This window comes from Candidatus Phyllobacterium onerii (assembly GCF_028331445.1).
GTDB classification, from domain to species: domain Bacteria; phylum Pseudomonadota; class Alphaproteobacteria; order Rhizobiales; family Rhizobiaceae; genus Phyllobacterium; species Phyllobacterium onerii.
Window position 1 is genome coordinate 260,695 of sequence record NZ_JAQMHX010000002.1, and the last position, 17,432, is coordinate 278,126.

A 17,432-nucleotide genomic window follows, 5' to 3' on the forward strand; every position below is an offset into this window, starting at 1 on the left:
ATGGAACACCTCAGTTGATGCTGTTTGGATGCTTACCTGCACTAGGCGGCGCCTTATTTGAGCGCTACGCGCAAAGGCGCTCTTAAGTTGTTCCAGCTCCTAAGCGGCAAAACTTGCGATGTAGCAGGGATTAGAACTCTCGCGACATGGGCAGGAGGTTTCTACGCCGTGAAGTCATTCCCGACCCCCAACAAAGCGAAACTCATTTGAGCCATGCCGACACGGTTGCCCACGCCACTGTGAGACCGCGATCGACCAGTGCGAGTATCATGACAACAAAAAACAGAACGCCGAACACGCCGGCCACACCATCGCTGCTCTTGTGGTCCTCCTCAACCACGATGATTCGTCTTTCGTCACGCATGACGTTGTCTCCTATCGTTCGCGATCATCGTTCCGATGTTTCGTCTGGCGTTGAATTTCTTCCAGGCGAGGAACATGTTGTTTCGCGGGATCGCTCTTGGTCGTATCGCTGGTTTCTTGCCGCGACGCAGAGTCCCTCACACTTTCTGGACCTCGGGCATCGCGATCATCAGGGTGGGTCTGCTTCTCAACTTGAGGCATAGTGCGATTGGCAATGGCGGCTTCGTCAGATTGTGTCCTTGCGGGGGATTTTTCATTCTCACGCTTCTGACGATCACGTTCGATTGATTGCAACGCAGCTTTCAGGTCGTCATCGATTTCCGCCACCTCGCGAATGATGCGGTTCCCGGACGCACCGAGCTCCGCAGCCTTGGTGATATGTAGGTCCAGATCCTTCTTCAAAGCCGGGACTTCGTCAGGCCGTTCCGCGGCATTGCGCTCGATCGCTTCTCGTGTTCTCTCGATTTCGAGGAGCGCCTTGTTTGCTTCGTCGGCGGTCCTGAGACCATGCCGCGCCACAGCAGCATCCCAATGTTCCTTGCCATCCTGCGGATCGCCTCTGCCCTGGTCCTGAAATCGGTTGTCCGCCTTGCCCGCTGCCGATCGCCCCTCAAGCAGTTCGACGATCTCACGGCGAACATTGACATGCTCGCGTGCCGCCTGGGCAATCTCCTCGAAATCCTTGTGCGCTTCGGGTGGCAAGGTTTTTTCCGCCTGGAACAGTGCGGTCTCGACCCGCTTTTCATAGGCCTCAAATTCCGGTCGCGTCATGTGGCGCATATCGTCACCCTCAGAAACAAGCTCAGTCAACTTTACCAGATATGTTCGAAATTGCGAGCCGGGATTTCCAGCTTCCTGATGAGCGGTACCGCGGCTTCCTACCGTGGTTCTGGGATCCTCCAGCCGGACCATCTGCGAACGGATGAAGTTCTGTTGCGTCCGAGAACCTCGAGACTGCCGCACTTTCCGCCACTCTCCGTATGCCCTCTGCATATAGGCCAGGCTGCGTGCCGTTGCTGAATAACTGGGCAGATCGTCTCGTTTGGCGCCGTAACGCTGCTCGGCCGCAGCACTGGTCCCCTCATGCTGCGTACGACCGATTGTGTTCACCGGACGCACCTGGTTCCTCGAATAGGATGGCGCGCTCGCACGATCACGGCGATCGGTCATCTCCATGTTGATGCCGTGCGCGCGCGCCCTTTCGGCCATTGTCAGCCGCCACTCCCGAAAGGCCGGGATTGTCGTCTCGATCCTGTCACCAGCGTCCGATCGCATGGCGATGATGGCGTGGACGTGAACGTGCGGCCGCTTGCCGCCTGTTTCCTCCGTCTTCGGGTCACTTGCAGCATCGTGAAGTGAGAACACATAACGGTGCCCGGCAAACTGCGTCCCCAGGAAATCCCGCGCTGCTTCCCGAAAGGTCGACGCATCGGTTCCGGCGCGCGCCGACAGGACAAGATGCATGACATCGCGCGGTTTGCGGCTATGAAGCTGGCCGCGCCATTCAAGTTGAACAAGCTCTCCGGCCTGCTTGGCATCTGCGATCGACCGTCCCTGCTCGTCCTGAACCTCGCCCTTATGCGCAGCCACCAGTGATCGCACGTGGCTGGTGCCGTAGTCCGTGCCGTTGCCGTAGCCGGTAAATCGAAAGACCGCGTCCGCCCAAGCGCTCTCCATGCGCGCCTGCACGATCGCTGCAGCCTTGTCGTCGGCCGTCAATCGCTCACCACTGGAGTTTCTCAGTACCGTCACGCCATCGATGTCGTAGCCGCTCCCATCAGCCCGTGCGGTCACCGTGAACACAAAGGCGCGGTCACCCAGGCCGCGCTTCACAATCTCCTGGGCTCGGCCAAAGAGGTCGTCGTCAGCGCGCCATCCGCCCTCGGCGACGGCGATCTTGAACAGGCCAATATCCCGGCTCTCAGCCCGGTTCTTCATCAGGTGATCCCACTCGCTTCCCACAGCAGACAGTTGATCGCGTCCGCGGAGTTGATCGCCACACTCGTTCTCGGCCACCACTTCGCCATTGCGCGAAACATAGTTGATCATCGCTCCCAGCCGCGCGCTGCCGCCGAACGAAGCCAATTTCACGACGGCCGGCTGACTCCCCGAGGCAAGCCCGGCAAAGCGTGCGCGCATGGGCCGGTCGGCGCGCCACTGGACGCTGCCCGGATGACCTTCCCCTCCCGTCCGAAATCGAAAGCCCGACGACTTTACCATCCCGGCTGGCCCCCTCGGCGCGACACCCCCTCCCCGGCGGCGGCGCTCATCCTCTTCCGGCAAGGAGCGGCGCCCGAGCGTCAGATCATGGAGGAAAGCTGCCTTGCGCTGCTCCCATTCTGAGGTGAATGCGCCGAGAAAAATCTCCATCACACGCTCCCGACGCGCCTGCGAGCGCGGCGCTCGGCAAAGGTCTGCAGTTCAAACAGCACGATAGCAACGACGCGTTGAACATCATCAATCACCCTTTTCTCGTCTTGCGACGGGCCAGTTTCACCGCTGTTGCGCGCTCGCGCCAGTTGGTTGAGATTGACGCTGACTGCTTTGATGTCAGACAGAAGCAGGGAAAGCACCGCCCTGTCCGCATCGGTCAAGAACGGGCGCACCCCCGCACCCTCCAGGATGAGAGAGCGCATAAACCCCGAGACGGTCATCCCGGCAGCCCCGGCAGCATGCTCGATCCGCTCGATTTCGGTCTTGCTGAAACGCGCATGGACGACTTGGTCTCTGCGCTCCCGCCTACGGTCATTGCTCGTAAACGCACCCATCGAACCTTCCCTTGAAGCCACCGCAGGCCTCATCGACGGCTTGTCCGTCGATCGTCAGCAAATTTGTATCACAAATTTGCGTATCCTGCCAAAACAAATCTTACTAGTTCGGTAACATTTTTTCAAGCAGTAAACTTTTGTCGCACGATATGAGAACGGTTCGAACACCCCCTCAATGCGCCGCAGTCAAAGGTGTGCGATACCGGCGGACGCTGTTCGCCGGCCGCATCAGACACACAAAACGTCACCACCAAACAATTGCTTTGTATCAATTTTTTGTATGTCTCAATTACCAATCGCTACACTGATGCAGTGTAAAAACAAATTGGGTTTGTGGGATGTGGAATATATTCCACACTGTATTCCTGAGATCTAGGCCTTCAAACCCGATGAATTGAATGAATATCTTATGTGCATTTTTTGCTTGCATTGGCCCCTGGGTTCGAAGCACAATGTCCATCCCGAAGCAGGACGCGGAAACCATCGGATGACCCGAACCTACGCGGCAGTAAGCAATAAAGGCGGTGCTGGAAAAACCACGCTGGTGACGTTGCTCGGGGGTGAGTATGCCCTTCGCGGGGAGCGTGTTCTTTTGATCGACGCGGACAACCGGCAGAACCTGTCCGGCTGGTGGCGTCTCTGTGCAGAGAAGAACAATGTGCCTGACAATATGGAAGTCACTGTCGCGTCGACGCAAAGATCCATTGAACAGGCAATTGACAATCTCGGGCGGGGATTCGATCTCGTTATCATCGACGCTCCCGGGGTCGACAGTTCGCTTCAAACCACCATTATCCGCTCCGCTGAACTGGTGATCTCTCCGATCCAGCCGGCAATCAAGGAACTGGAAGCAGCAGGTCAGGCGGTCGCGGCCGTGAACGAGATCAATGACCGGTTTGGTCTGTCCATTGATCATATCAACGTCCGGACACGCATTTCCGTGCCCGGTCGCAATTTGGAAGCCTATCGCTATATCCGGCCCTTCGTTGCGGGTCTGGTCGAGGGGGACTATCGAACGCGACTGCTCACCACCGAGCTTTTCGAACGGAATATCTATCGGGAGATTCAAAATGGCCTTGGCACCTTGCAAATGCAGGAACTGACAGATCCGGTGCACAAGGCGAGAATTGAGGTTGATGCACTGGTCGACGAAATCGAGCAACACAGGAGCTTCGGGCGCGTAGGGGGTGCTGCATGAGCAAGGCACGGCTTGAATTATCGGACCTGTCGATCGCGCCCCGTAAGGCGGAACGGCAAACGGGGGTTGCTTCCAGCGCGGTCGCGTCCGTCACGCCTCCAGCGGCAGACAAAGTCGCCGCACAGATGTTGCCGAACCCGACTGAGACGCAACGTCGTGAAACAGCCGAGGCGCGCGCCATCGCGCAGGAGGATGCGCGCTACAGCCTCAAAAATCTGAAACGCTCCAAGCAGCGCAATGTCAAATTCTTCATCAACGTTGCTCTCGATTACGAATTGAAAGCGCGGTTGCAGCGGGCCGCTGCAGAGAACGATCTCAAAATGACCGCTGTGGTGAAGGCAGCGCTCGACTACTACCTGACGGAGAATGGGTATTGAGGGCGCCCGGCGATACCGGCGCCGGTCTATCCGGGAGTGGGCTCGCACCCATGGCGGAAATCTGGCGCCAAGGCAGGCAGGGACCATGTTCTCGCGCAAGACGTCGAGTCCCCGGTCAGGGCGGCCAGTTCCGCCACGATCGGCCGCGGTCGACTGCTTTGCGAGGCTCGGCGCGCAGTTCTTCGATGTGGCGTTCGATCGTCATCTTCGTGTCCTTGACGTATGTGAAAGATGGAACCGACGCGGCGCGTAGAGAATGCCGGGCGCCAGCGACCGGCGGAGCTCAAGCCGATTGCGTCGGAACAAAGCGCAGCCAAGATTGGAGGGGCGGCGCGACCTTGAATCGGTATTGTCCTTGCGCCACACCCGCAGATCACAGGAGACAGGTATATTCTCGTGTGGCGCCTCTCGGGACGGCGAGGCAAGGCGGCAAGTAAGAGATTGATTGGAGGTGCAGGCGCCGTGAGCGGACGCTACCGGATAGGTCAGGCGATACTGACACAGGAAGACGCCGGTTTCGGCCCCGCTCTTGCCGAAGCATATCGGGCCCGGCAAAGGCCGGTCTGCCTGTGCTGCGACCAGGGTGCGGCGATGTATATCGCGCGCATAGGCGAGCAGTTTTTCGTCAAGCGCATGCCCCTATCGGGCGCTGACCACGACCCGCATTGCCAATCCTATGAACCGCCCTATGAGCTCTCAGGCCTTGGTCCATTGATCGGCGGAGCGATCCAGCTTGATCCGCACAAGGGCATGGCGGCGCTCAAACTCGATTTCTCTCTGTCGAAGCGTGGCGCGCTGAAGAGCACGGGTGGCGCAGTGCAAAATGAAAGGCCGGTCAAGAACGAGATCAGGAAGCTGTCGCTACGCGCGTTGCTGCATTATCTCTGGCATCAGGGAGGCTTGACCGAGTGGACGGCGCATTGGGCCGGCAAGCGCCACTGGTTTCAAGTCCGAAGCCATCTCATCGATGCGGCGGCGACGATGACTGTCAAAGGTGGGGCGCTGACGGAACGCTTGTTCGTCCCTGAGAACTTTCGACTGGATGACAAGGCGGCTATCGACAAAAGAAGGGCTCTTGCCCTTGCAGGTATCCGCGCGCCGGCGGCTGGGCCGAGGAAACTGATGTTGCTGATCGGCGAGGTGAAGGAGTTTGCGTCAGCCCGCAGTGGCCAGAAGATCATCGTCAAGCATATGCCGGGCTTTCCATTGATGATTGAGGAAACCGTCTGGCGCCGGCTGCAGTCACGCTATGCCGCGGAGCTGCAACTTTGGCAGGCGAATACCACATTCCATCTCCTCGTCATCGCGACGTTCGGCATGACGCAGTCAGGTCTTGCCAGTATCGACGAGATCGTCCTGATGTCGACAAGTGAACAATGGCTCCCGATCGAGAATGCTTACGAACAACAACTGGTCGAACGCTTGTCACGGCTCAGTCTGAAAAGCGTCAAGGGCTTGCGGTTCAACCTGTCCTGCAACCAGCCAATTGCAGCGGCCACCCTTCCCCATCGTCGGCCGGCGCCGGTAGCGCTCTATATCGTACCGCCGGATGCCGACGAAGAATTCGAGGCCGCGCTGGCGGATATGATTGCGGCACGGACCGATGTCGAACCCTGGATATGGCGTGTGGCCGAAGGTGAGATGCCTCCCTTTCCTATCGGGTAGCAAGCGTCTTGATATCACTGCGGTGAATCGATCCCCGGCGACCGATTCAAAACTCTTCTGTAGGTGCCGCCCGTGATGCAAGAAGATTTGATCTGAATGTGCGGGTGATCAAGTGCGGACTTCTGTAAGGTCTGTATCTACGGCATTCCCAGAAGCCGTTGGCAGGTATGGTGATTGGCAGATCAGATCCAAATCCCATTGTCGAACTTAAGTCCTCACGAGTTATGACTGGTTTTCCTGATCCAGATCTGTTCGATCACTTTGCCCGTTCGGTCGCCTTCTTTCAACCCCGGCGTCAGCCTTGCGCAGCCCTTTGGTCAGGCTGCGTCCTTTCCATTTTGTTGGCTGATGCGATCACCACGAGCATCCGCTGCTTGCGCAACATCATCTGCGCCAGCCAGGAACTTCCGAAATCGATTTTCGGCCTATCCAGTTCAGACGGGACATGGCCCCCATAGTCAGCAGTCTTCGGATATCGGTTTGCCCAGCTTTGGAAACGTCACAAAGCTGGCGTTCACAGCAGCCAAGGCGCTGAAGGATGCGCTCAACAAGCAACATGATGAAAGCCCCGCTCGGATCGAGCGGGGCTTCGTTGCCAATCAGCTGCGGCTGTTGCGCGACCAGATGAGCTGCAGACCTTCCTGGCCCTGAACTTCAGTGAGCGTCGCGTAGATCGGGGCAGGAAAGCTCGGGTCGTCGAGCTTGACCGAGATGTAGTCTCGCTCGGTCTCCCGGGCCTGTTTCTGCCAGCCTGCGCCGAACTCGACATTGCCGGCCAGGACCCGGAAGTCGGGAGCGTCTTCGGAAGTGCGTTCGACCCGGATGATCTTTGCCTTGACGTTGAGGTTGAGGGTCTTGATGGTGCCGGAAAAGCCGTTTTCCGAAGCGGTGAAAGAGCCGATGGTTGCCATTGTCTTGATCCTTCTCAGTTGCTCGGGCCGCGCCCATCGCGGCCTCGATGGCTGTCGATCAGACCGGGGGCGATCGGCCCGCACCTGAAAAGGCCGAAACGAAGTGGAGGACGGCCTTAGGACGAGGCTTTCTTGTTTCGCGAGGAATGGACGCGAACCGGGGTCCTCACATGGCCTGTCATGTGGGGTGGTTGCGGCCAAGGGAAGAAAACGAGCCGGCCGTTGCGGATGCCGATCGAGCTGAACAGCGTGAGGCGCCCTTCGGTCAGACATGCCCCATCGAGACCGCAGGGGACGTGCCACGCCCATATAGAAACGAGGCAATGGCGGGCCGCGGCGTTACTCCGCCAGCGACTCTGCCGCCCATCGATATCTTGCCTCCCTTGACGCGAGCTGATTGACATTACCAACGCGCGACGCACGCCTGCGAGTTGCCGGGGCGCCGCCCGTTTGACGGTGCTGGCGATGGACTTGAGAAAGGCAGGGCTAAAGCTGCCAATCGGCGTGATCGTCTCGAAATCGATTGCCTTGTCCAGTTCAACCGGACCACTCGTCGAGAATGATCCAGCAGGGAAAATCCAGTCCGGCGCGATGATCTGGCTGATGGCAAGGGACACCCGGGCGGTGTCGGGTAATTGCGACGTGAGGTGAAACAGAAACTTGACGCCCGGCACAGCGACGGTGGGAACGACGACACAAACCGGTCTCGCCTAGCGGCCGGCTCTTCTCCCGCCGCCTGCCGGCTCCACGATTAAAATAACCGTGCGATCTGCCCCAGGCTCAAGCATCGCAGTCCCGACAATATCGCCAAGACCGGTCATCAATTCCTGATGAATGTCTTCCGGCGCCTCGAACATGTCGCAGGGCTGGGCGTGGGAACGACGGATAAGCCTTCGATATTGCTCGGCCGTCATAATGACAAGTTTGTCCTTGCCTCGCCGCGCGATGATCGACTTCCATTGGGATGAAACAGAGGCTGGCAGCATTGCCAATTGGAGATACACTCGGTGCTCGCGGCTCGTTTGAGACCAAGGGCTCTGCTGCCAGATGGCTGAATGAGGTAACTGGAGATAAGATAATGAGACGGCGATGGCCGCTTATGGCCTGCTTTTGTGTTTTAAGCGGAGGTTCTTTTGCCCAGCCGTTTCCCGTGGCGGTCGATCTGGAACTGGTGATTGCCGTTGATGTCTCTTATTCGATGGATAGCGAGGAACAGAGGGTTCAAAGAGAAGGCTATGTGAATGCCTTTGGAAGCCCCGAGGTCGTCAGAGCCGTACTCGGCGGACCGCGGGGAAAGACCGCAGTGACGTTCGTCGAGTGGGGTGGCTCAGCGGTTCAGGTGGTGCCGTGGACTTTGATTGACGGTCCGCAGTCCGCTGCCCAATTTGCCGAGGAGCTGCGCCGGCAGCCGATAAGACGGATATCCTTTACATCGATCTCAAATGCGCTGGCGTTCGCGCGAGAGCTTATCCGAACCAGTCGATTTTCGGCGAGCCGACACGTCATCGATGTTTCGGGCGACGGGCCCAACAATGCCGGGGCGCCGGTGCCCGTTGCCCGCGATGCGGCGATTGCGGATGGAATCACCGTCGATGGTCTCCCGATCATGTTGACGACCGAACCGGGTCCGGCAGCGATTCATGACCTTGATGCGTACTACGAGGCATGTGTCATCGGGGGAGACGGGGCATTTTTAGTGAAGGTGACAGACGTCAGTCAATTTGCCGAGGCAATTCGCAACAAGCTCGTTATCGAGATCTCGGGGTTCAAGCTAAGTGAACTTCACGAGCGCCAGCTGGCCGCCGCATTCGTGCAACACCCACAACCCTATAATTGCCTGGTCGGCGAAGAGTCTCAGGAGCGCGCCATTGGAAAGTGATTGCCGCTAAGCTGTTCGATTATCAGCTGCCCACATCAGCGGCAAGACCGATCTGGCAAAGGCAATTCGTTACACCACACTGCGTTGGGATCAACTGACACGCTATACGACTGATGGCCGTCTCGAAATGAGTAACAATGCTGCTGAGCGTTCGATCCGCCCATTGGCTCTGGGCCTGAAGAACTATCTGTTCGCCGGCTCCGATGCTGGAGGCAAACGCGCTGCTGCCATCTATACCCTATTGAGACAGCTAGGATGAATGACCTTGATCCCGAGGCTTGGCTGGCCGATGTAATCAACCGTATCGCCGACCATCCGATCAATCGGATCAGCGACCTGCTCCCGTGGAATTGGCAGCTATCTGCAATCAAGATCGCGGCATGACCCGATACCTTACGGATTCTCCTCACATGCCGTGATATTATAGTCACGCGGAATAGTGGACGTAGCAGAGAACCACTCGGACGCGCGGGTCCGCTGCTGATGGAAATCGAAGGCAGCACGATCTATAAAAAGCTCTTCCACTCGCCACACCAGAGCATCATCGGTCTGCGACACATCAAAGGAGATGCAACCCGGCTCCGCTCTGGTAAGACGAAGATGATCTGGAAGATACTGCTTAACCAGGTCGATATCCTTTATCGATCCGCAACGTAGGAAACCGGACAGTTTAACCGCACCTATTCTGTCATTCATACTACACCATCTTATTTTGGGTTGTGCTTCACTCGACCTGCCACAGTTGTCTTTTATCCGCTAGCTTTGAATATGATAGAAGTCCAGCGCCGCAATGGCCAAGAAATCGGCACTCCCATAAATCCGCCCCAAATCGCCATTGAGAGTTACTCACGCCGAATTCAAGTCGAAACAACAGACAACTTTGAAGCTCCCGTTGAACGTGTGCCCCTAATCGCGGTCATGATCCCGCGGTTACCTTTAACGGCTTGCGGCTTCGCTTTCCCTTCAAAAGTGTCTTCGTAGGGAGGCACCTCACAATCCGTGCCGTTGCAGTCCTTGCACCTGAACTTGACGCTTCTGATCTCGCGGCCATGGCCAAATAACCCGGCAACGCTTCCCGCGGTAAAGCTGGCTGTCTTGCTGCATTTGCGGCAGCGGGATCGCACGAGCATGCCGTGGCGAGCAGCCTGTCCCAATGTCTTTATTGTTCTTGCCATAAGACAAACTGAGAACACAGTCCTAAGTCGTCAAGAACGAATATGCCGAAGATGCTATTCCGCACACCTTATCGTTGTTGTCGCGACAGCCGCTCTCCGAGTAGCTTTTGATATTCTCGCTCGGCTTCACCGTAAAATCCGTTAGCTTCGGCCATCAAACCCGCGCGATCAACAATGGCGACCTTGCCACGGGTAGAACGTATATGGCCTTCGGCTTCAAGTGAATGCAGGGTTTCTGTCACCCAGGGACGCCGCATGCCCAGCATCACCGCCATGAACTCATGGGTTAGGGATAGATCATGGCCCGAGGTGCGGTCATGCACCATCAGCAGCCATCGGGCCAATCTTGTCCGCGCTTCGGCCTGAGCGTTGACGAGAGCAGTCGTGGCGGTTTGAACAAACATCGTCTGTACGTAAAGAAGAAACACCCGCTTCAGCGACCGACTTTGCTCCAGCGCCGCCTGCAATTTGCCCGCAGCAATCCGGTGGCCGGAACCGGGCAGCTGGATATAGATGGAGAGCGGCGCGCTGGGGCTGCCGAGGACGAGCGAGGTCCCCGTCATTCCATCAAGGCCGACCAAAGCAATTTCGATATCGCCGCCGGTAGGGCTTTTTGCTACAATCGATGCTATGCCGTCCTCGATAAACAGCGCGGCGTCAACAGGTTCCCCCGGACTCTCGATCGGATCCCGCAGCGAAAATGTCACGTATTCGAGATCCGCAGCGAGCAGCTGGAAATCAGCCGGTGACAACAATCTAAGGAGTTTGTTTTGAACAGCGGATTGAACCAAGGTCATGTTGCTCCTTCCCGCGAGGAACAAACTGACGATCCAGCGCTTTCAAAAAAACTATAAATATCAAGATAAAAACCGGGAACAATGGTATGTCCTCCAGAGGACAATCCGGGAATATAGGCCACTCGGAGAATGTCGGTTAAAACGGAGCCGCTGCGCCTGAAAGGTCAGGATGGATCGAAACGCCATATATCGCAGGCTTCACAGTGGTGATGATACACCCGTTGACACAGTTCGCCTAAGGATAATCGAAAAAGACGGCCGACCGCTCGCCGAAGTCGAATGGCCGGAAAATAGCCTGACCAACAAAGGCGACTACTTCTATGCCACACCTGTGCCACTGGCGCTTGAACGGGCGATTGACGTTAGAGACAATTACGGTTTTCGCGAGATTGTCATCATTATCGACGATCTGACGCTTTGGAACGAGGCGTGGGGAACTGTCATTTGAATGGGATGGTTGCAAAGCTCGGAAAAGCCTCGGTCCTCCTTCCGCGCACATAGCGCTGTGGCGCCCATTGATCTAAAACGCCAATTTACGTTTCTCTCGCACTATGAGGCTATGCAAAGCTTGCCTGGGTCTACTTCCAATTCGACACAGATGTTACTGTAACATCCTTGTGTTTTGTCCGCTAGAAGACCATCGTGCTGCCCACGCCGCTCAGTCCGTCTACCAGCATCTCGGCGCGGACCTCCACTGGCCACATCCACCGAGCACATGAGATGCTACGGGCGTTCGTTGTGAGGAACATGTCTCTCTGTTTTTGGCCCGACCGACAGGAGCATACCAATGGCAGACCAAGCAATAGTTGAAGCTCTTCGACCGTTTGAAGTGAATTTTTCGGATGAGGCACTCGCGGACCTAAAACGGCGGCTGTCCCAGGCGCGCCTACCCGAGGAGGAACCCGTTGCCGACTTTTCCCAAGGCGTGCCGCTCAAGACTGTCCGGCAGCTCTTGGCTCACTGGCGCGACAAATATGACTGGCGCAAGGTTGAAGCCCGGCTCAACGCCGTGCCGAACTACCTTACTGAAATCGATGGACTGGATATTCATTTTATCCATGCTCGTTCGAAGCACGAAGATGCCCTTCCGATAATTATCACGCATGGATGGCCCGGCTCCATCATCGAGCAATTGAAGCTTATCGGTCCGCTGACAGATCCGACTGCATACGGCGGGCGTGCCGAGGATGCCTTTCATGTGATCATACCTTCGATGCCGGGTTACGGCTTTTCTGGCCAGCCGACCAAGACAGGCTGGGGACCAGAGCGCATCGCCGACGCTTGGATCACCTTGATGCAGCGGCTCGGATACAAGAAGTATGTGGCGCAGGGCGGCGATTGGGGCGCAGTCGTTACCGAAATGATCGGTGTGCGAGCTCCCCCGGAACTGGCCGGCATTCACGTCAACATGCCTGGAGCAGTCCCTGAAGATATCAACGGGGCAGCTTTCGGAGGAGCACCAGCGCCGGTTGGCCTCACCGACGAGGAAAGAAGCACGTACGATCAGCTCGTCTCCTTCTATAAGAAGGTCTACTACGCATTCTGGATGGCAACGCGCCCACAAACAGGGGTCGCGTTTGCGGACTCGCCCATTGGTTTGGCAACCTTTTTGATTGACCATGATCACGAGAGCTTGGCCATGATCGCGCGCTCGTTCGACGGACAGACTGAGGGCATGACGCCTGACGATGTTCTCGACAACTGCACTTTGTTCTGGCTGACAAATACGGGCGTTTCAGCCGCTCGGCTTTACTGGGAGAATAAGCTTCCATTCTTCACCCCCAAGGGCGTAAAGGTTCCGGTAGCCGTGACCGCATTTCCAAACGAACTCTACCAGACACCACGCAGCTGGGCGGAGAAGGCATATCCAAACCTGATCCACTACAACAAAGTTGAAAAGGGCGGTCACTTTGCTGCTTGGGAACAGCCGACGCTACTGTCCAAAGACCTCTGGACAGCATTCCGATCGCTGCGTTGACACGAAGTGTGGGACGGCGGGTTACATCACGCCGTCCTGTGCTCACCCGTAATGCTATCAAATCGTTGGCGTTTAGGTTTCCAAGACAAGTTTCCTATCCGTTTGTGGAATCTGTGGAAACCAATGATGGGAACTTAACACCGCTCTTGTCGTAATTGCTTGTTAGCCTTTTTAGAGCTCTCAGAACCGATGTTTTTGGTAATCCAAGGGCGCATACATAAGAATGTGTAGGTCTTTTGATTTTTTGCTCGTAGGCCTTTAGTCCGATCTCGCGTCGCCTGATTAATGCTATCCTTGAGGATACTGACGCCCCTCGTCGGCAAGGGCCCCAAGGCCAAGAGCAAGGTTAGCTACCCTTGAGACTCCAGTTGACCGGGCGTTTAAAAAGAGCAGCTACAGCACATTTATGAAATCGATACATTGCCTTATCCACATTGGCGGTGCTCGAAAGTCCACCGCCTTTTTGTTGGTATGATGAATTTCACTCCGGTCGTTGTGGCCGAAAATCTGCTGACGCTGTGGCGCGATATGTGGGACGAAATGTGGCCCAAGGCGCTGACCGTTTCATGCGCCTGAAATTGACAACAGATACGCATGACAAAAGGCGATGATACGGCTAGGGCCGACAAGAAAGCTAAGGCGGCTGCAAGACTGCGTAAATGGCGCGCGGCCAATCCGCTGACTCCCGAACAGAAGGCGATGGCGATTGCGAGGGTCCGTAAATGGCGGGCGGCCAATCCGCTGGCTGCCAATCCACCGAGTCTCGAGCAGAAGGCGAAGGCAGCGGCTAAGGCGGCTGCAAGGATACGTAAATGGCGCGCTGCCAATCCGCTGAGTCCAGAGCAGAAGGCGGAGGCAGCGGCAAGGTCCCGGAAGTGGCGGCAGGCTCACAAAGAGCGCTACAGTGCGGACATGAAAGCTTTGCGCGATGCCAGTCGCGAACAATCCGACCTTTAGCGCCAGGCTCTCGCTCCAAGGACGGCATTTCCGGTTGCGCGTTTTATTGGCATGCGCGATCTACCGTTCCCTTATGTAACATCACTGATCAATTCGGCGAAACCAAGAGCATTCGATCTGTTATCGAAGCGGAGATATGGCTTGTTGCACATTGGCCGATAGGGAACGGCGACAATTCAAGGCAGCAAAGCGCGCTTGCTATGGCTTGCTCTATTTGGCGAGCTGCTATGGAGCAAAGCCTTAGGCTCTCGTCGGAAATAAAATAACTGCGGCACCTACCAGGCAGATCAATGCCACGGTCACGTCCCATCGATCCGGCTTGCTGTTCTGACCAGCCACAACCACGAGATAGGCAACAATATAAACCCCACCATAGGCCGCATAGGCGCGTCCTGCTGCGGTAGTGTCAACCAAAGTAAGAAAGCAAACGACGCCAGTGAGACCATGCCGGGCATGATCCACAGCGGCGACTTGTCGAGCATGAGCCACGCCCAGAGAGAGGCACCCGGCGATCTTCGCAAGGGCGGCGCCGGCATAAACGAGAATCGTCAACATGGCTTCCACTTATAGATGGTTCCGCAGCGCGGGCTAGAGGCACTGTCATGGTGCTTTCTTCCCCACGTTCCGCCCGTTTTCATCAGATGAACTTCGGTGTGACAGGCCGATCGATTGCCCTTTTAAATCAACAAACGTTTCGAATTTCCGTTTGCTACGACGGGTGGCAAACGCAGCAAAAGTTGAAACTCGATCTTCGAGTTATAAGTCCGATGATAGCCACTTCTCCACTTCGTATATTTTTTGTTTTGGCAACTCGCAAAACCTTGACACCGCACAGCTCAATACCCAAATTTTTGCCGTCGGTCGCACTGTTTGGGCCGACAGTCAGGGAGCGCCAAGCTTCTTGGCGCGCCTCATTTCTATGTTGCTCAAAGGAGGACTTAGCTATGAGAAGCAACGTCGATTTTTCCCCGTTCTACCGGTCGAGCGTCGGTTTCGACCGCATTTTCAACTTGCTTGAAAACTCCGCCCAGCCTCAGGGCTCGGACAAATGGCCGCCCTATGACATCGTCAAATTTGGCGAAGACAAATACCGGATTATCATCGCTGTAGCCGGTTTGTCGCAAGATGACCTGTCGATCACCCATGAGCCTAATCTGCTTGTGGTAGAAGGCGAAAAGTCGGGCGAAGAGGAATTGCAGTACCTCCATCACGGATTGGCGCTGCGGCCATTCGTTCACCGGTTCGAACTTGCCGACCATGTGACGGTTATCGATGCGCGTCTAGACAATGGGTTGCTAAGGATCGAACTCAAGAAAGAGATTCCCGAGGAGATGAAGCCGCGTCGGATTGCGATCGGCAATACCGGCAACACTATAGTCGGCGAAAGCTCCAAGCAGGTTAAAGACAACTACGCGGCGTGATCATCAGAGCAAGCTAAGATCACCTCCCGCCTCGGATCATCGGGGCGGGAGAGTATCAGGAGAACGTACAACAGTTAGCGGCACAGGCACGCTTTGTTTTGTCTTTGGGAGAGATACAGCATGCAAGCTACGATAATAAAACCATCGGGAAAACTGCCCGCCCCGCCAGAGCTTCTGCAAAAGATAAGGGCACAACAAGCTCCAAGTGATCCACCCCCCGCGTCGGTCGATCATTTGGATCGCATCGACGAATGCGAAGCTGCATTGAAGGCTGAGTTTCAAGGTCTGACCGAAGCAGCGCTGGAGGCTCGTTGATATGAAGTTGCCGTTGCTTTGGCCAATCTGGGTGATCGGTTGGTTGATGAAACGGCCAGGACCGCCGGTTCCCAGGCTGACATTGCAATTGCCAAAGCGCTTTTCGAAATAAACGAGCGTTCTCCTGATAGCCACAGACAAGCCGACGCGGTGGCGCAAAGCCAAGGCTTGGTGTCGGTTCTAAGTACATTGTCCGCTGGCAAACATGGCATTGACGCACTCCAAAATGAGCTTTTATTGTCTACGTCGCTGGACCATGTAGTGGCGCCCCGTGATTGAGAGATGCCATGTGCTCCCGCCTAACACTAGTGCGGGAGGGATATTATGCCCCGTCAACTCAGGAAGCTGATCTACTCCAGTGAAGACTGGAGCCTAATGCAGAGTGCACTCCTGAATGCCACCAAAAAACTGAACAGAGATCAGGGCCACGAAGCGGGCGAGAGTCGCCGCTGGCGAGAAGTACGAAGTCGATTATCTTATGAAATCCGTTAATCTGGGGCGAGCAACTGATAGCCAAGTGTACGAAGGCAACAGGCAGAAAATAGAGGCGGAGGTGTCGAAGAGAAAAAACGTCCGAAAACCTATGCTCACCTCTAAGAGTTCCTTGCAGCTGCGCGTCACTTTGGCGTCGCTTCGAGACTGCAATCGTGGTCATACAAAAAGTTGATTGCATGGGGTGAGCTTCGAGAAGACCAACGTCACTATAATTTAATCGGCCGGGCGCATATGGCCACCGGATACCGATTGCACTCGATCGATAAACGTTTTCAGCGGCTGCTTGATCGATTGGACGATGCGGAACAAGCGCAATTGGTGCGAGACGGCCAAGCTTGAGAATTCGTGTCCAGTTATCCAACCTGTCCTGGCCTATGTCGACTTTAGACTCATTCCCTCCCCTCGCAATGACGGCAAAGCTGAGCTAGGTTGGTTGACAACCATGTGCAACGACTATGAGCAGCATATCCGTTGGGCCGAATACTGCGATATGATGCAGAAGCTAGAGCTTGGCATTCCTGCGCATCAGAGCGAACTCGATCTTCCGCGGGCCGATGACGTTAGGATCAACGATATGGCTCCCGTGATGCACGCTACCGGAGACAATATCGCACTATCGCAAATGAATTTCAGTTTCCCACCAACCGGGCGTGGTGGCCCCGTGTTCAATTTCCGGTCGGAGGGCCGTCAGTTTGCCAATAGCAAACGTTGCCTTATCCCGGCGAGCGCATTCTTCGAATTCACGGGCAAGAAATATCCGAAAGCGAAGCATCGGTTCACGTTGAACGATGCAACCTTCCTGGCGATCGCCGGCATCTGGCGCGAGGGACAGGGCAACCATCCCGCCGCCTTTACGATGTTGACAACGATGCCGGGACGTGACGTCGAACCGTATCACAATCGCCAAGTGGTCGTGCTTCGCCCTGAAAACTGGGCCGCCTGGATTTACTTGACGAAACCCGAGGCAGAACTGCTGCGACCGCTCCCGGGAGGGTCACTCATCGCTGAGACGGTGCGGGCTGGGATCGACTGACTTGCAAAGGATCGTGCAGCTGAAACGGCAAGCCGAGGCGAGAGCTATCTTTCGAAGACGGAACGGCATCTTCTACTTTTGGCAGGCGGGATCGGGCGAT

General features: G+C 56.2%; 19 protein-coding genes and 1 pseudogene. 12 read left to right on the top strand and 8 right to left on the bottom strand.

Features of this window, described 5'->3' with window-relative positions:
• Positions 1–202 precede the first annotated feature (202 nt).
• The 3 genes from PHA01_RS06850 to PHA01_RS06860 are packed head-to-tail and all read right to left on the bottom strand — an operon-like array spanning position 203 to position 3,131.
• On the bottom strand, positions 203–364 hold the full coding sequence (locus tag PHA01_RS06850; RefSeq protein WP_271894186.1) for a hypothetical protein: 162 nt from the start codon (positions 362–364) through the stop codon (positions 203–205).
• An 11-nt stretch (positions 365–375) separates the two neighbouring features.
• Positions 376–2,733, bottom strand: coding sequence for a conjugal transfer protein TraA (locus PHA01_RS06855; protein ID WP_271894187.1), 2,358 nt, complete (start codon positions 2,731–2,733; stop codon positions 376–378).
• Entirely contained in the window at positions 2,733–3,131 is a 399-nt protein-coding gene (locus tag PHA01_RS06860; RefSeq protein ID WP_271894188.1) for a plasmid mobilization protein, read from the bottom strand. Before PHA01_RS06860 ends, PHA01_RS06855 begins: the two co-directional genes overlap by 1 nt.
• Before the next feature lie 487 nt (positions 3,132–3,618).
• Between PHA01_RS06860 and PHA01_RS06865 the strand changes: the two genes are divergently transcribed.
• From PHA01_RS06865 to PHA01_RS06875, 3 genes are all read left to right on the top strand, one after another.
• Entirely contained in the window at positions 3,619–4,329 is a 711-nt protein-coding gene (locus PHA01_RS06865; protein WP_271894189.1) for a ParA family protein, read from the top strand.
• Positions 4,326–4,706: a hypothetical protein gene (locus tag PHA01_RS06870; protein ID WP_271894191.1), complete on the top strand. Its 381-nt coding sequence runs from the start codon at positions 4,326–4,328 to the stop codon at positions 4,704–4,706. Before PHA01_RS06865 ends, PHA01_RS06870 begins: the two co-directional genes overlap by 4 nt.
• Before the next feature lie 462 nt (positions 4,707–5,168).
• Positions 5,169–6,371: a DUF1173 domain-containing protein gene (locus PHA01_RS06875; RefSeq protein WP_271894192.1), complete on the top strand. Its 1,203-nt coding sequence runs from the start codon at positions 5,169–5,171 to the stop codon at positions 6,369–6,371.
• A 599-nt stretch (positions 6,372–6,970) separates the two neighbouring features.
• On the opposite strand, the gene PHA01_RS06880 is transcribed toward PHA01_RS06875, so the two are convergent.
• Positions 6,971–7,282: a DUF736 domain-containing protein gene (locus tag PHA01_RS06880; RefSeq protein WP_224510503.1), complete on the bottom strand. Its 312-nt coding sequence runs from the start codon at positions 7,280–7,282 to the stop codon at positions 6,971–6,973.
• Between the two features lie 465 nt (positions 7,283–7,747).
• On the opposite strand from PHA01_RS06880, the gene PHA01_RS06885 reads away from it, so the two are divergent.
• Positions 7,748–7,933 (top strand): hypothetical protein, encoded by a 186-nt coding sequence (locus PHA01_RS06885; protein ID WP_271894193.1) that lies wholly within the window; start codon positions 7,748–7,750, stop codon positions 7,931–7,933.
• A 59-nt stretch (positions 7,934–7,992) separates the two neighbouring features.
• On the opposite strand, the gene PHA01_RS06890 is transcribed toward PHA01_RS06885, so the two are convergent.
• A complete protein-coding gene (locus PHA01_RS06890; RefSeq protein WP_271894194.1) occupies positions 7,993–8,286 on the bottom strand; it encodes a hypothetical protein in 294 nt (97 codons plus the stop codon).
• 74 nt (positions 8,287–8,360) lie between these two features.
• On the opposite strand from PHA01_RS06890, the gene PHA01_RS06895 reads away from it, so the two are divergent.
• Positions 8,361–9,161, top strand: a complete 801-nt coding sequence (locus tag PHA01_RS06895) for a DUF1194 domain-containing protein (RefSeq protein ID WP_271894195.1) — start codon at positions 8,361–8,363, stop codon at positions 9,159–9,161.
• 34 nt (positions 9,162–9,195) lie between these two features.
• A pseudogene (locus tag PHA01_RS06900) lies at positions 9,196–9,545 on the top strand (IS66 family transposase); the annotation flags it as partial.
• A gap of 9 nt (positions 9,546–9,554) precedes the next feature.
• Here the strand turns inward: PHA01_RS06900 and PHA01_RS06905 are convergent.
• Together PHA01_RS06905 and PHA01_RS06910 are read right to left on the bottom strand one after the other, a co-directional pair.
• A complete protein-coding gene (locus tag PHA01_RS06905) occupies positions 9,555–9,857 on the bottom strand; it encodes a putative quinol monooxygenase (RefSeq protein ID WP_271894196.1) in 303 nt (100 codons plus the stop codon).
• Positions 9,858–10,404: 547 nt separating this feature from the next.
• Positions 10,405–11,157 (bottom strand): Crp/Fnr family transcriptional regulator, encoded by a 753-nt coding sequence (locus tag PHA01_RS06910; RefSeq protein WP_271894197.1) that lies wholly within the window; start codon positions 11,155–11,157, stop codon positions 10,405–10,407.
• A 145-nt stretch (positions 11,158–11,302) separates the two neighbouring features.
• Between PHA01_RS06910 and PHA01_RS06915 the strand changes: the two genes are divergently transcribed.
• From PHA01_RS06915 to PHA01_RS06925, 3 genes are all read left to right on the top strand, one after another.
• Positions 11,303–11,581 (top strand): hypothetical protein, encoded by a 279-nt coding sequence (locus PHA01_RS06915; RefSeq protein ID WP_271894198.1) that lies wholly within the window; start codon positions 11,303–11,305, stop codon positions 11,579–11,581.
• 339 nt (positions 11,582–11,920) lie between these two features.
• Positions 11,921–13,111: an epoxide hydrolase family protein gene (locus PHA01_RS06920; RefSeq protein WP_271894199.1), complete on the top strand. Its 1,191-nt coding sequence runs from the start codon at positions 11,921–11,923 to the stop codon at positions 13,109–13,111.
• Positions 13,112–13,705: 594 nt separating this feature from the next.
• Positions 13,706–14,068 carry a hypothetical protein gene (locus PHA01_RS06925; protein WP_271894200.1) on the top strand — a complete coding sequence of 121 codons (363 nt, stop codon included), beginning with the start codon at positions 13,706–13,708 and terminating at the stop codon, positions 14,066–14,068.
• Positions 14,069–14,308: 240 nt separating this feature from the next.
• Here the strand turns inward: PHA01_RS06925 and PHA01_RS06930 are convergent, their stop codons facing one another.
• A complete protein-coding gene (locus PHA01_RS06930; protein ID WP_271894201.1) occupies positions 14,309–14,623 on the bottom strand; it encodes a YnfA family protein in 315 nt (104 codons plus the stop codon).
• A gap of 389 nt (positions 14,624–15,012) precedes the next feature.
• On the opposite strand from PHA01_RS06930, the gene PHA01_RS06935 reads away from it, so the two are divergent.
• The 3 genes from PHA01_RS06935 (at position 15,013) to PHA01_RS06945 (ending at position 17,332) form a co-directional block, all read left to right on the top strand.
• Positions 15,013–15,489: an Hsp20 family protein gene (locus PHA01_RS06935; RefSeq protein ID WP_271894202.1), complete on the top strand. Its 477-nt coding sequence runs from the start codon at positions 15,013–15,015 to the stop codon at positions 15,487–15,489.
• Between the two features lie 120 nt (positions 15,490–15,609).
• A complete protein-coding gene (locus tag PHA01_RS06940) occupies positions 15,610–15,804 on the top strand; it encodes a hypothetical protein (protein ID WP_271894203.1) in 195 nt (64 codons plus the stop codon).
• A 937-nt stretch (positions 15,805–16,741) separates the two neighbouring features.
• Positions 16,742–17,332 (top strand): SOS response-associated peptidase family protein, encoded by a 591-nt coding sequence (locus PHA01_RS06945; protein WP_271894205.1) that lies wholly within the window; start codon positions 16,742–16,744, stop codon positions 17,330–17,332.
• The last annotated feature ends 100 nt before the right edge of the window (positions 17,333–17,432 follow it).

Excerpts from the sequence above, each read along its gene's own strand:
- PHA01_RS06850 (WP_271894186.1), bottom strand. The coding sequence starts at position 364 with ATGCGTGACGAAAGACGAATCATCGTGGTTGAGGAGGACCACAAGAGC.
- PHA01_RS06855 (WP_271894187.1), bottom strand. The coding sequence starts at position 2,733 with ATGGAGATTTTTCTCGGCGCATTCACCTCAGAATGGGAGCAGCGCAAG.
- PHA01_RS06860 (WP_271894188.1), bottom strand. The coding sequence starts at position 3,131 with ATGGGTGCGTTTACGAGCAATGACCGTAGGCGGGAGCGCAGAGACCAA.
- PHA01_RS06865 (WP_271894189.1), top strand. The coding sequence starts at position 3,619 with ATGACCCGAACCTACGCGGCAGTAAGCAATAAAGGCGGTGCTGGAAAA.
- PHA01_RS06870 (WP_271894191.1), top strand. The coding sequence starts at position 4,326 with ATGAGCAAGGCACGGCTTGAATTATCGGACCTGTCGATCGCGCCCCGT.
- PHA01_RS06880 (WP_224510503.1), bottom strand. The coding sequence starts at position 7,282 with ATGGCAACCATCGGCTCTTTCACCGCTTCGGAAAACGGCTTTTCCGGC.
- PHA01_RS06885 (WP_271894193.1), top strand. The coding sequence starts at position 7,748 with ATGGACTTGAGAAAGGCAGGGCTAAAGCTGCCAATCGGCGTGATCGTC.
- PHA01_RS06895 (WP_271894195.1), top strand. The coding sequence starts at position 8,361 with ATGAGACGGCGATGGCCGCTTATGGCCTGCTTTTGTGTTTTAAGCGGA.
- PHA01_RS06905 (WP_271894196.1), bottom strand. The coding sequence starts at position 9,857 with ATGAATGACAGAATAGGTGCGGTTAAACTGTCCGGTTTCCTACGTTGC.
- PHA01_RS06915 (WP_271894198.1), top strand. The coding sequence starts at position 11,303 with ATGGATCGAAACGCCATATATCGCAGGCTTCACAGTGGTGATGATACA.
- PHA01_RS06920 (WP_271894199.1), top strand. The coding sequence starts at position 11,921 with ATGGCAGACCAAGCAATAGTTGAAGCTCTTCGACCGTTTGAAGTGAAT.
- PHA01_RS06925 (WP_271894200.1), top strand. The coding sequence starts at position 13,706 with ATGACAAAAGGCGATGATACGGCTAGGGCCGACAAGAAAGCTAAGGCG.
- PHA01_RS06930 (WP_271894201.1), bottom strand. The coding sequence starts at position 14,623 with ATGTTGACGATTCTCGTTTATGCCGGCGCCGCCCTTGCGAAGATCGCC.
- PHA01_RS06935 (WP_271894202.1), top strand. The coding sequence starts at position 15,013 with ATGAGAAGCAACGTCGATTTTTCCCCGTTCTACCGGTCGAGCGTCGGT.
- PHA01_RS06940 (WP_271894203.1), top strand. The coding sequence starts at position 15,610 with ATGCAAGCTACGATAATAAAACCATCGGGAAAACTGCCCGCCCCGCCA.
- PHA01_RS06945 (WP_271894205.1), top strand. The coding sequence starts at position 16,742 with ATGTGCAACGACTATGAGCAGCATATCCGTTGGGCCGAATACTGCGAT.